This window comes from Pseudomonas sp. AGC41, assembly GCF_057334555.1.
In genome coordinates this window covers 46,481-59,459 of record NZ_JBHFJB010000087.1, presented here as the reverse complement: position 1 = coordinate 59,459, position 12,979 = coordinate 46,481, and the positions used below count along the sequence as shown (strand labels likewise).

11 protein-coding genes and 1 pseudogene are annotated in these 12,979 nt (G+C 55.3%); 2 read left to right on the top strand and 10 right to left on the bottom strand.

The features are described from left to right. The first annotated feature begins 248 nt into the window (after positions 1-248). Positions 249-1,040, top strand: coding sequence for a hypothetical protein (locus tag ACE04F_RS15930; protein WP_486108120.1), 792 nt, complete (start codon positions 249-251; stop codon positions 1,038-1,040). Between the two features lie 118 nt (positions 1,041-1,158). Then, positions 1,159-1,853: pseudogene (locus ACE04F_RS15925) on the top strand (transposase); the annotation flags it as partial. Positions 1,854-2,207: 354 nt separating this feature from the next. Here ACE04F_RS15925 and ACE04F_RS15920 read toward each other — a convergent pair. The 10 genes from ACE04F_RS15920 to serC all read right to left on the bottom strand — a co-directional run bounded on the left by ACE04F_RS15920 (position 2,208) and on the right by serC (position 12,879). Continuing rightward, positions 2,208-3,269, bottom strand: a complete 1,062-nt coding sequence (locus ACE04F_RS15920) for an LPS O-antigen chain length determinant protein WzzB (RefSeq protein WP_486108118.1) — start codon at positions 3,267-3,269, stop codon at positions 2,208-2,210. A 363-nt stretch (positions 3,270-3,632) separates the two neighbouring features. Beyond that, positions 3,633-3,860, bottom strand: a complete 228-nt coding sequence (locus ACE04F_RS15915; RefSeq protein ID WP_486108167.1) for a lipopolysaccharide assembly protein LapA domain-containing protein — start codon at positions 3,858-3,860, stop codon at positions 3,633-3,635. A 67-nt stretch (positions 3,861-3,927) separates the two neighbouring features. Continuing rightward, positions 3,928-4,221 carry an integration host factor subunit beta gene (gene ihfB / locus ACE04F_RS15910; protein ID WP_486108116.1) on the bottom strand — a complete coding sequence of 98 codons (294 nt, stop codon included), beginning with the start codon at positions 4,219-4,221 and terminating at the stop codon, positions 3,928-3,930. Positions 4,222-4,366: 145 nt separating this feature from the next. Further along, positions 4,367-4,645: a hypothetical protein gene (locus ACE04F_RS15905; protein ID WP_486108114.1), complete on the bottom strand. Its 279-nt coding sequence runs from the start codon at positions 4,643-4,645 to the stop codon at positions 4,367-4,369. Positions 4,646-4,844: 199 nt separating this feature from the next. Next, complete coding sequence (rpsA, locus tag ACE04F_RS15900; RefSeq protein ID WP_186704721.1) at positions 4,845-6,533, bottom strand: 30S ribosomal protein S1; 1,689 nt, start codon at positions 6,531-6,533, stop codon at positions 4,845-4,847. 119 nt (positions 6,534-6,652) lie between these two features. Further along, positions 6,653-7,342 (bottom strand): (d)CMP kinase, encoded by a 690-nt coding sequence (cmk, locus tag ACE04F_RS15895; protein WP_434572729.1) that lies wholly within the window; start codon positions 7,340-7,342, stop codon positions 6,653-6,655. Beyond that, the gene (locus tag ACE04F_RS15890; RefSeq protein WP_486108165.1) at positions 7,339-9,546 is read right to left on the bottom strand and encodes a bifunctional prephenate dehydrogenase/3-phosphoshikimate 1-carboxyvinyltransferase; all 2,208 of its coding nucleotides are present in this window, start codon (positions 9,544-9,546) and stop codon (positions 7,339-7,341) included. The genes cmk and ACE04F_RS15890 overlap by 4 nt, the downstream gene beginning before the upstream one ends. 28 nt (positions 9,547-9,574) lie before the next feature. Beyond that, a complete protein-coding gene (gene hisC, locus ACE04F_RS15885; RefSeq protein ID WP_486108112.1) occupies positions 9,575-10,687 on the bottom strand; it encodes a histidinol-phosphate transaminase in 1,113 nt (370 codons plus the stop codon). A gap of 12 nt (positions 10,688-10,699) precedes the next feature. After that, entirely contained in the window at positions 10,700-11,794 is a 1,095-nt protein-coding gene (gene pheA, locus ACE04F_RS15880; protein ID WP_486108110.1) for a prephenate dehydratase, read from the bottom strand. Beyond that, a complete protein-coding gene (gene serC, locus ACE04F_RS15875) occupies positions 11,794-12,879 on the bottom strand; it encodes a 3-phosphoserine/phosphohydroxythreonine transaminase (protein WP_486108108.1) in 1,086 nt (361 codons plus the stop codon). Before serC ends, pheA begins: the two co-directional genes overlap by 1 nt. Between the last annotated feature and the right edge of the window lie 100 nt (positions 12,880-12,979).

The following is a 12,979-nucleotide window of genomic DNA, read 5'->3' as shown; positions in this document are numbered from 1 at the left end:
TAGGCGATTTTTTAGTTATCACCTCTGTCCTATTAGGTATTTTGGCGCTGCAAGTTACGCCTTTTTTTCTTTGGTCAATATTCCTTACATTTTTTGTTATAAGCACCAGCTTAATAGTTTTACATTTTAACGGAGTCATATCGCTTAGCTTTTTCAGGGCCTCGTTTTATTTGATTGCCCCATGTATTCTCTTATCCTTTAAACCTCAGTTTTATGAAATCTTCTTTCGCTGTTATTTAGGCATATCAATGTTATTCGTATGGGCATTAATTATTCAGGGTTTCATCTTCTATGTCATGGGGATTAATTTCCCGCTTCAGTTACCTTTTTTACGGGTATATGAAACCGACACTCTTTTTCTTGTGGACTTACAAACTCAAGGGTTCCGTACTGGGGGTGTTTTCAAGGAGCCAAGCTATTTTGCCATTTACATTCTTCCTGCCTTGCTCTATTTTCCGATAGCAAGAAAAATCAAAGAACACGCCTTATTTATTGTATCCGCTATTCTATCGACCTCGTCCCTAGGCATCGCCTCGTCCCTCGCCTCTCTATATTTTTATACAGTAACAAAAGATTATAGAGCAAAAATAGCGAAAATTTTATTGTTTATGACCTTTTCTACCGCTTTTGTTTTTCTGCTATTTTTATTTAAAAATATACCATGGATAAGCAGATTTTTTGAAATTTTCATTGATGGCGGCACTCTTAACGCTCGTTTTTTTCCGATATTTGAATCGTTAGTTATATCCGGTTACGGCCTAGTACAGCCAGAACTGAATGAGAAAGTATTGAACTCCGACGGCTATACTAATTGGTACAGTTCTTTTATTTACCTGCTCTCAAATTTCGGCTGGATATTTGTTTTACCATTCGCATTTCTGCTTCGTCGCGTGGGCTTTGTAGGTGCTGCATTTGCTTTCACCATCCTCACGCTTACGCATGCGTTTTCAACAGCATACTTTACGTGCTTCATTGTAGCTTTGTACGCAATTTATTTACAGACCCATCCCCCATTGAGGGAAAAACGTTATGCCAATTAGCTTTGTTAAACACATTAATAACGTTTTGGGAGTTTCTGCCAATTGCCAAACTATATTATTGAATCGACTAAAAATTAAACAGACACAACATCATGTAGTTTTACTTAAATATGACGAGGGCTTGCGGCCCTCACTGCATGCCGCTGCGCGGCAGATGGAGTACCTTCCTTTCAGCTTAGCGGCACTGTATGAAAAGGTCAGCCGCACAGGACCTGCCCTGCTTCGCGCCCTGGTCACCAGCAGCGAAGAGCGCTTGGCTCCGACGATGGAAGAGTTGGGACACTCAGCCGTTTTGCCTGGCTGGCAACTATGGATTGTTGACGGTAACCACCTGCCTTCCGGCGGAAAACGTCTGGGCGCTTTACGCCGTGAACGGGGCGCTGCCCTGCCTGGTTTTCCGTTGTGGTCTACAACCTCGATCGACTCTACTGCACGCTCCCGTCATGGAGACCTGCGAAGATGCCAGGGCTTCGTTCATCATCCTCGAGCGGTGCAAGCATCCACGCCTGCTTAAGGAAAGCGACTGGCACAAGCCTGTCGCGGTCACGGCAGCTAGCGTGCGCAAGAAAATCATCGAAGTCCAAGGTTGTCGCCAGTGGCGGCGTGTGGAACTACTCTGCAAATCCCTACCGAATCTGGCCACACCGCACTGTTGTTCTGGAGCAACTTGCCCGACTTCATCAATGCTGAGCAGATCGCTGATTTTTACCGCCGTCGCAGGAGCATCGAAGGGATGTCGCAGCGCCTGGAGTCGGTGCTGGTCAGTGAAATTGAAACATTGACCACCCCAAGGCAGCCTTGCTCGGGTTCTCACGTGTCGCCGGATGGGGCTCAAGGCCGCTAAAGCCAAAAGACCTTGAATGGGCTGGCTCTAGACCGCGAAGATTAGTCTTCAGTATAACTACCATCCCAAGTAACTCATTAAAGCCAATCGTATCTCTAGGTGGATATGATACGTATATCTCTGTGAAACTCCATGGTTGCACCGAAAGCGGACAGTAGCTTATGGCTAATCATGGTTCGCAGTCGACTTTTTATTACTTTATAGAAAGCATAGTCGCGTCCCCGCACCATTTACAAAAGCATTAACTTATAGATTGTATCCCTGTAACATCGAGCGTCATGTTCAGTATATGCCATTCAACGCAACCACGCCCTTAGAATCAACTATTCCGCCGTTTCCAATTTTTGCTCGTCACTATTAATAAAAATTCGAAAAAGCGCAATAATCACACCAAACATCAGTCCAAATAACCCACCAAGTAGCAATATAGCCATTTTTTTCGGCTGGATAGGTCTATCAGGAGAACTGACTTCGCCATCCATTCTGAAAACTTGTACATTTTTTATTTCGGAACCAAGTTCTGCGTAGAATTTAGATCTAGCCTGAAGAGTTCTAAGCCTGTTAATAAACGGATCATCGGACTTACGGGCACTAAGGTTTTCTATCTCTGCCTTTAGGGCCTTCGTCCCTCGCATATATAAAGGCTGCTCATCCAAGCGCCCCGCAAGCTCCATGTCAGACTCCCCGTTATTTATTGAAGGGTTCACCAAACCGATTGATTCGGCTACAAACATCGCCTCTTGGAGTTTGGTTATCGAGTCTTCCCTCTCTTTTTGACCTACCTCTCGAAATAAAACAATCTGTTGGTGAAGATTACGTGCTAGAACACCCGCTTCACTAGATATATTATTTATCATTTCTCTTTGGGCCAGTTCACTTGCGCGCTCTATATATTTTTTAACAAGCTGTGCTGCCTGGTCAGCTGTGTCAGCTTTGGCCGTTACAGAATATCGATCTGTATTATCCTTCCCTGCTACAGTAACTATTAATGCATTAGAGAAATCAAGATAAAGACTTTCTTCTGATTTTTTGCGATTTTCGCCCAATATCGAAGATAAGTAAACCTCATTAAAAAAATCCCGTCGGAGGCTTTCACCTTGCAAATTCCTTAAAAATACGCCATAAACATCTTTTACTGAGAATGGATTAAGCTGCGCTTCCGTCGTCCGCCCATAGTTAAAGTTTGCAATATCGCTTTGCGTAGGAGGCAGTACAGTTCCTCTAGCCTCATAAATAGGGGCACTTAGAAAAGCATATAGCGCGGCTACAAGCGTCGAAATTATGGCAACGACACATATAATCAGCCGTTCACGCCAAAGCGACGCTATGAGCATTCTCAAGTCAATGGTTTCGTCGGTAGAGGGTGAACTATAATAGTTACGCACTTTCTGGCAGCCCTTTAGATTTTTTAATATTTCTGCAAACCATCAATATTAGGCTTGCACGTGAATCTTAGCATATCACTATAGCTGGCATTATTGCCGAACTAGCCGAAGCTCTCGTACGATCCAGCTAATATTTCATAACGTTCGTATATAGCTTCAGAGATCAATGAACAATTTTTATCGAAAAGTCATACCAAAGAAAAAATGCAGCGAGTTTAGACCTAACGGTTATTTGCTCTTCCGTGCAATTCAAAACTAGTAGGACACAGCACATTTCACCTTTTCCATACTAATCAATTAAGCCAAAAAAATAGTATTAAAACTGTGTAGTTTCCCGTAGCTAATAAGCGTTCTACTAATGGCTTAATTCAATGACTTCGCATTGATCTTAGCGTGACTATCCGTTTTCCGGTTTGCTGTTCCCATCAAGTGAGTCGCCACAAGGAACGGACCAAGGACCATGCCGAGCAGTAATGCAATTATCATTAAAATAGACGCTGGCAACTCGGGCGCAGCCCAGCTGAAATATCTAATGGTAACAGGCTGTTGATTTTCTAAAATAAAAGACAAAACTGCTAAAATAATTAGCATGGAAAATGCAATGAGCAATCCACTTCGATGACTGAGCATAATCAAATCTCTTAACCGGGACGAAACATCAAAGACTGTCCTCCTCCTCATTCACCCGATCCCTTAACTCCTTTCCCGGCTTGAAATGCGGAACAAACTTCCCATCCAGGCTAACCGACTGCCCCGTCTTGGGATTCCGCCCTACCCGCGGCGCGCGGTAATGCAGAGAAAAGCTGCCAAACCCGCGAATCTCAATCCTATCCCCGGTCGCGAGGCATTGGGACATTTGTTCAAGCATGGTCTTGATGGCCAGCTCCACATCCTTGGACGAGAGCAGCCCTTGATGGGTGACAATCCGTTCGATCAACTCCGACTTCGTCATGTTTTTCCCTTCTTTTTCAAGCAGCTAGGAAAATCGCTTCGAAGGTTTTAGCATGCCCGGATGAATTTGAACAGCCCGGCTATTGACATATCTTCTGCACGCCGCAGACGCCCCTTTTTCGTGCGGAGCAAAGAGAATCCGCCTATCAGCGGCACATGACCAACATGGTACGAGTCACGTAACCCGCCGGATTGAAGCCAAAGGGGTATTGATCCTGGTCTTTCGCGTCGTCAGATCGGGTTATCACCTTGTAACCCGCGCCCTTGCACTCCTTGGCGGCCCGCTTCTCGCACTTCTCCCATCCGGAGCCCAACCCAGAGCAATCGATCTCGATGCCGCTTACACCGCGCATTGCGTGGGTCTTGGCGCTGGTAGCACAACCCGCCAGTATCAAAGCCATCGCGACCAGTAAGAGCTTGTTCATTCAGATCCTTAGACAGGTCGACAGAGCACTTCCCAGGATATATTTGATTTACTTCATAAAAGAGACAGCACGATGGGTCGGTTGGTTTCGCTATGCCTCGAAAGATCGTAGCGTCCAGCCTCATTACACTTAACTGTGGCGAAATCGCACCCACAAAAAAGGGCGACCGAAGTCGCCCTTTTTCATGGTCTGACAGAACTCAGTTCTGCTTTTCCATCTGTGCACGCAGCAGGTCGCCCAGAGTGGTAGGACCAGGAGCATCAGTAGCTGGCTTCTCGCGCAGGCTCTGGATTGCTTCTTTCTCTTCAGCATCGTCTTTCGACTTGATGGAGAGCTGGATTACGCGGCTCTTGCGGTCAACGCTGATGATCTTGGCTTCTACTTCTTCGCCTTCTTTCAGAACGTTGCGCGCGTCTTCAACGCGGTCACGGCTGATTTCGGAGGCTTTCAGAGTCGCTTCGATATCGTCGGCCAGGGTGATGATGGCGCCTTTGGCGTCAACTTCTTTCACGATGCCCTTAACGATTGCGCCTTTGTCGTTCTCTTGAACGTACTCGGAGAACGGATCGCTTTCCAGTTGCTTGATACCCAGGGAGATGCGCTCGCGCTCTGGGTCAACCGACAGGATAACGGTGTCCAGCTCGTCGCCCTTCTTGAAGCGGCGTACGGCTTCTTCGCCCACTTCGTTCCAGGAGATGTCGGACAGGTGAACCAGGCCGTCGATGCCGCCGTCCAGACCAATGAAGATACCGAAATCGGTGATCGACTTGATGGTGCCGGAGATTTTATCGCCCTTGTTGAACTGGCCAGAGAAGTCTTCCCATGGGTTGGACTTGCACTGCTTGATGCCGAGGGAGATACGACGACGCTCTTCGTCGATGTCCAGAACCATGACTTCCACTTCGTCGCCGACTTGTACGACTTTCGAAGGGTGGATGTTCTTGTTGGTCCAGTCCATTTCGGAAACGTGTACCAGGCCTTCAACGCCTTCTTCCAGCTCAGCGAAGCAGCCGTAGTCGGTGAGGTTGGTAACACGAGCGGTGACGCGGGTGCCTTCTGGGTAACGGGCTTTGATAGCGACCCATGGATCTTCACCCAGTTGCTTGAGGCCCAGGGAAACACGATTGCGCTCGCGATCGTACTTCAGAACCTTGACATCGATCTCGTCGCCAACGTTGACGATTTCCGAAGGATGCTTGATACGCTTCCAGGCCATGTCGGTGATGTGCAGCAGGCCATCGACGCCACCCAGATCGACGAATGCGCCGTAATCGGTGAGGTTCTTGACGATACCCTTGACCTGCTGGCCTTCCTGCAGCGATTCCAGCAGAGCTTCACGCTCGGCGGAGTTCTCGGCTTCCAGGACACTGCGACGGGAAACGACAACGTTGTTGCGCTTCTGGTCCAGCTTGATGACCTTGAATTCCAGCTCTTTGCCTTCCAGGTGCGTGGTGTCGCGCACTGGACGGACGTCAACCAGGGAACCTGGCAGGAACGCACGGATGCCGTTAACGTCGACAGTGAAGCCGCCTTTAACCTTACCGTTGATAACGCCCTTGACCACTTCCTCAGCTGCGAAGGCCGCTTCCAGAACGATCCAGCATTCAGCACGCTTGGCTTTTTCACGGGACAGCTTGGTTTCACCGAAGCCATCTTCAACCGAGTCCAGCGCAACGTGAACTTCGTCACCGACGTTGATGTTCAGTTCACCAGCGTCGTTGTAGAACTGCTCAAGCGGGATCAGCGCTTCAGACTTCAGACCAGCGTGAACGGTTACCCAGCGAGCCTGGTAATCGATATCAACGATAACGCCGGTGATGATGGAGCCTGCCTGAAGGTTCAGGGTTTTCAAGCTTTCTTCAAAGAGTTCCGCAAAGCTTTCGCTCATTTTAATTCCTGTTGATTAGGGCGAAGTAAACGCCCATCTCCACACCCCAGACGATGTGGGTTAGTTTCATATAAAAGAAGCGCCGCAGGACTATGACTGGTCCCCTGCGGAGCTTCCTGTCACCCGGCGATATCGCGAAGCGCGATCTCGCTCATGATGCGTTGCAACACCTGATCAATGGACAACTCCGTGGAATCCAGCTGAATCGCATCGGCCGCCGGCTTTAGCGGGGCTACTGCGCGCTGGGTATCACGCTCGTCGCGTGCACGGATCTCATCTAGCAGACTCGACAGACTAACATCCTCGCCTTTGCCCTTCAACTGCAAATATCGGCGGCGAGCCCGCTCCTCCGCGCTGGCGGTGAGGAATATCTTCAGCGGCGCATCCGGAAATACCACCGTGCCCATGTCGCGGCCATCGGCCACCAGCCCCGGCGGCTCCTGGAACGCCCGTTGACGCTGCAGCAGCGCTTCACGCACCGCTGGCAGCGCGGCGACCTGGGAGGCCCCGGCGCCAACGCTTTCGGTGCGAATGACGTCGCTGACTTCGTCACCTTCCAGGATGATGCGCTGCAACTGGCCATCGGTGGCGGCGATGAACTGCACGTCCAGATGGGCGGCCAGGGCCTTGAGCAGTTCTTCGTTGGTCAGGTCGACGCCATGGTTCTTGGCGGCGAAGGCCAGCAAACGATAGAGGGCACCGGAATCAAGCAGATTCCAGCCCAATTGCTTGGCCAGCATGCCGGCGATGGTGCCTTTGCCCGAGCCGCTTGGGCCATCGATGGTGATGACCGGTGCCTTGATGTTCACGACTGCGCCTCTTGTGCTACTCGAATACCGACCTGCGCGCACAACGCCAGGAAGTTCGGGAACGACGTGGCGACGTTGGCGCAGTCATGGATGCGGATCGGCGCGCTGGCGCGCAGGGACGCAACACTGAAGGCCATGGCGATGCGATGGTCGCCATGCCCATGGACTTCGCCACCGCCAATCTGGCCGCCGTCAATGATGATGCCGTCCGGCGTCGGTTCGCATTTGACACCAAGGGCCAGCAGGCCGTCGGCCATCACCTGAATGCGATCCGACTCCTTGACCCGCAGCTCTTCGGCGCCGGTCAGGACTGTGCGGCCTTCCGCGCACGCAGCTGCCACGAACAACACCGGGAACTCGTCGATCGCCAGGGGAACCAGCGCCTCGGGAATCTTAATGCCTTTAAGCTTAGCTGCTCTTACGTGCAAGTCCGCAACGGGCTCGCCGCCCACTTCGCGCTGGTTTTCCAGGGTGATGTCGGCGCCCATCAGGCGCAGGATGTCGATCACGCCGGTACGGGTCGGGTTGATGCCGACGTGTTCGAGTACCAGGTCGGAGCCTTCGGCGATCGACGCGGCCACGAGGAAGAACGCCGACGAGGAAATATCGCCCGGCACTTCGATGTGGGTCGCGGTCAGCTTGCTGCCCGATTCGACAGACGCGGTGGCGCCGTCAACGCTGACCGGATAACCGAAGCCACGCAGCATGCGCTCGGTGTGGTCGCGGGTCGGCGCCGGCTCGGTGACGGTGGTCTTGCCTTCGGCATACAGGCCGGCCAGCAGCAGGCAGGATTTCACCTGGGCACTGGCCATCGGCATGGTGTAGGTCAGGCCCTTGAGTTTGTTGCCGCCGCGAATGGTCATCGGTGGACGACCGTCGGCCGCGGTCTCGATCACTGCGCCCATTTCCCGCAGCGGGTTGGCGACGCGGTTCATCGGACGCTTGGACAGCGAGGCATCACCGGTCAGGGTGCTGTCGAAATCCTGGGCGGCCAGCAGGCCGGACAACAGGCGCATCGACGTGCCGGAGTTGCCCAGGTAGATCGGGCCCGGAGCGGGCTTCAGGCCGTGCAGGCCAACGCCATGGATAGTCACGCGGCCGTGGTGCGGCCCCTCGATGACCACGCCCATGTCGCGGAACGCTTGCAGCGTTGCCAGGGCGTCTTCGCCCTCGAGGAAACCTTCCACCTCGGTCACGCCTTCGGCCAGGGAGCCGAGCATGATCGAGCGGTGGGAAATCGATTTATCGCCCGGTACACGAATCCGCCCACTCAGGGAGCCACCAGGTTGTGCCAGGAAAATCAGATCGTTGGAGTTCATAGCGTCCACATAGGCCCGACGGGCCAGGATTTTACTGAAATGCTCGCGGGCCACCCTGGCGCGTGTGAAAACGCCCAGCAATTGGTGCCCGTCCCCTGCATCGACCGCGTCGCGCAAGGCGTCGAGATCGCTGCGAAATGTATCGAGTGTGCGCAGGACAGCTTCGCGGTTGGCGAGGAAGATGTCGTGCCACATGACCGGGTCGCTCCCCGCGATTCTCGTGAAATCGCGGAAACCGCCGGCAGCGTAACGGAAGATCTCAAGATTTTCATTGCGTTTGGCCAATGAATCCACCAGACCGAACGCCAACAGGTGCGGCAAATGGCTGGTGGCGGCCAATACTTCGTCGTGTCGCTCGACCTGCATGTGCTCGACATCGGCCCCCAACTCGCGCCACAGACGGTCCACCACCGCCAATGCCGCGGGATCGGTCTGGTCCAGCGGCGTCAGAATGACCTTATGACGACGGAACAGCTCGGCATTGGATGCCTCTACACCGCTCTGCTCGGAGCCGGCAATCGGATGACCGGGCACGAAGCGCGCCGGCATCCCGCCAAACGCCTCGGTCGCGGCCCGCACCACGTTACCCTTGGCGCTGCCGACATCGGTGAGAATCGCTTGCCCGAGGTCCATGCCGGCCAACCGGGCGAGCAATTTCTCCATGGCCAGGATCGGCACCGCCAGCTGGATCACGTCAGCCCCTTGGCAGGCGACCAGCAGGTCATCCTCGCAGCGATCCACCACGCCCAGCTCGACGGCGAGCCTGCGCGATTGCGGATCGAGGTCGACCCCGACGACTTCCCGGCACAGCCCGCTTTCACGCAGGCCCTTGGCGAACGAACCGCCAATCAACCCCAGGCCGACCACCACCAGGCGACCGATCATAGGTGTCGCAGGTTGCAGCGAGGTGACATCAACCACGAGCCAGGACCTTGCTCAGCGCCTCCAGGAAACGGCTGTTTTCCGCCGGCAGGCCGACGGTGACCCGCAGGTGATTCGGCATGCCGTAATTGGCCACCGGACGGACGATCACGCCTTCGCGCAGCAAGCCCTGAAACACCGGCGCCGCGACACAGCCCACGTCGACACAGAGGAAATTGCCCTTGGAAGGAATCCAACCCAGTCCCAGCTCACGGAAGCCGGCTTCCAGCTGCTGCATACCGGCCTCGTTCAAGCGGCGGCTCTCGGCCAGGTAGGCCTCGTCCTGCAAGGCGGCGCAGGCGGCGGCCAGGGCGAAGCTGTTGACGTTGAACGGTTGGCGCACGCGGTTCAGCACATCGGCCACCACCGCGGTGGAGAGGCCGTAACCGACCCGCAGCGACGCCAGGCCATAGGCCTTGGAGAACGTGCGCGACACCAGCAGGTTCGGGTACGCGGCGAGGAAATCCAGGCCGTCGGGCAGGTCGCTGCCCTCGGCGTATTCGATGTAGGCCTCGTCCAGCACCACCAGCACGTGCTCGGGCACGTCCTGCAGGAAGTCGTCCAGGGCCTGGGCATCGAACCAGGTGCCGGTCGGATTGTTCGGGTTGGCGATGAAGACCACGCGGGTGCTGGCGTCGATGGCGGCCAGCATGGCCGGCAGATCGTGCCCCCAATCCTTGGCCGGAACCACATGGGCATCGGCACCAACGGCCTGGGTGGCAATCGGATAGACCGCAAACGCATGCTCGCTGAACACGGCGTTGAGGCCTGGCGCCAGATAGGCACGGGCGACCAGCTCGAGAATGTCGTTGGAGCCGTTACCCAGGGTCACCTGGCTCAGCTCGACGCCGCAGCGCTCGGCCAGCAGGCTTTTCAAGGCAAAGCCATTACCGTCGGGGTAGCGGGTCAGTTCGGCCAGTTCGTCGCGGATCGCCGCCAATGCCTTGGGGCTCGCGCCCAGCGGGTTTTCGTTGCTCGCCAACTTGACGATGCTGGCCGGATCCAGATCCAGCTCGCGAGCCAGTTCGTCCACAGGCTTGCCTGGAACGTATGGCGAAAGTTGTTGCACGCCTGGCTGCGCCAGTGCGAGGAAGTTGCCACTCATTGCTATCCGCCCTTAAAGAACTGCCTTGGGGTAGGAACCCAGCACCTTGAGTGCCACTGCTTCCTGACTGATTTTCTCCAGCACACCCTTGACCAGCGGATCGCGGTGGTGGCCGACAAAATCGATGAAGAACACATAGGTCCATTTACCGCTGCGCGACGGACGGGTCTCGATCCGCGTCAGGTCGATCCCGTTGTCATGGAACGGCACCAGCAATTCGTGCAGCGCGCCCGGCTTGTTGCTCATGGAAACGATGATCGAGGTCTTGTCGTCGCCGGTCGGTGGGACTTCCTGGCTGCCGATCATCAGGAACCGGGTGGAGTTGTCCGGACGGTCTTCGATTTTCTCGGCCAGGCGCGTCAACCCGTAGAGGCTTGCCGCCATATCCCCGGCGATGGCCGCCGAGTTCCACTCGCCCTTGACCCGCTTGGCCGCCTCGGCGTTGCTCGACACCGCCACGCGCTCGACATTCGGGTAATGCGCGTCCAGCCATTTGCGGCACTGGGCCAGGGACTGGGCGTGGGAGTAGATGCGGCTGATGCTGTCAGTCTTGGTGCTCTCGCCCACCAGCAGGTGGTGGTGAATGCGCAGCTCGACTTCGCCACAGATCACCATGTCGTGTTCGAGGAAGCTGTCCAGCGTGTGGTTGACCGCGCCTTCGGTGGAGTTTTCCACCGGCACCACACCGAAATTCACCGCACCGGCGGCCACTTCGCGGAAGACTTCGTCGATAGCCGCCATCGGTTTGCTGATCACCGCGTGACCAAAATGCTTCATGGCGGCGGCCTGGGTGAAGGTGCCTTCCGGCCCCAGGTACGCAACCTTCAGCGGCTGTTCGAGGGCCAGGCACGAGGACATGATTTCGCGGAACAGCCGCGCCATCTCCTCGTTGCCCAGCGGGCCTTTGTTGCGCTCCATGACGCGCTTGAGCACCTGGGCTTCGCGCTCCGGCCGGTAGAACACCGGTACTTCGCCTTCAGCCAGGGAGGCCATTTTCACCCGGGCGACTTCCTGGGCGCAGCGTGCACGCTCGCTGATCAGTTCCAGGACTTTTTCGTCCAGGGCATCGATGCGCAGGCGCAGCGCCTTGAGTTCTTGCTCAGACATCAGCCGTGTTCCTTCTCGAACTCTGCCATGTAGGCAATCAGCGCGTTGACGGCGTTGATATCTACGGCGTTGTAGATGGAGGCGCGCATGCCGCCGACCGAACGGTGGCCCTTGAGATTAAGCAGGCCACGCTCATCGGCGCCGGCCAGGAACGGCTTGTCGAGACGATCATCGGCCAGGCGGAACGGCACGTTCATCCACGAGCGGTCGGATTTGTTGATCGGGTTGCTGTAGAGGCCGCTGGCGTCGATGAAGTCATACAGCGTGCGCTGCTTCACTTCGTTGAGCTTGCCGATGGCTTCGACACCGCCCTGCTCTTTCAGCCACTCGAACACCAGGCCGGACAGGTACCAGGCCAAAGTCGGCGGGGTGTTGTACATCGAGCCATTATCGGCCGCGACCTTGTAATTGAGCATGGTCGGGCACAGGGAACGGGCGCGACCGAGCAGGTCTTCGCGGATGATCGCGACCAGGATGCCGCTCGGGCCGATGTTTTTCTGGGCGCCGGCGTAGATCATGCCAAAACGGGAGATATCCACAGGACGCGAGAGGATGTCCGAAGACATGTCGGCCACCAGCGGCACGTCACCGGTTTCCGGGATCCAGTTGAATTTCAGGCCACCGATGGTTTCGTTCGGCGCGTAGTGCACATAGGCCGCGTCCTTGGACAGGTTCCACTCGTTCTGGCCGGGAATCGCGAAATAATCGTAAGGCTTGGCGGTGGCGGCAACGTTGACGTGGCCGTAGCGCGACGCCTCTTCGATGGCTTTCTGCGACCAGATACCGGTGTCGATGTAGTCGGCCTTGCCACTTTCCGGCAACAGGTTCAATGGAATCTGCGCGAACTGCTGGCTGGCGCCGCCCTGCAGGAACAGCACTTTGTAGTTGGACGGGATGTTCAGCAGATCACGCAGGTCCTGCTCGGCCTTGGTCGCGATGGACACGAACTCATCGCTGCGATGGCTCATTTCCATGACGGACAGGCCCTTGCCATGCCAGTCGAGAAGTTCACCCTGGGCGCGCTTCAGGACCGCTTCAGGAAGCGCCGCCGGGCCGGCACAGAAGTTATAGGCTCTCTTGCTCACATCCAATCTCGCTCTGATCTGGTGGTCACTTAAAACTTTGGATTTGCACCGCTCCCACAGGGGCTACCGCTCACTCAAGGCATGGATGAATCCGTGGGGG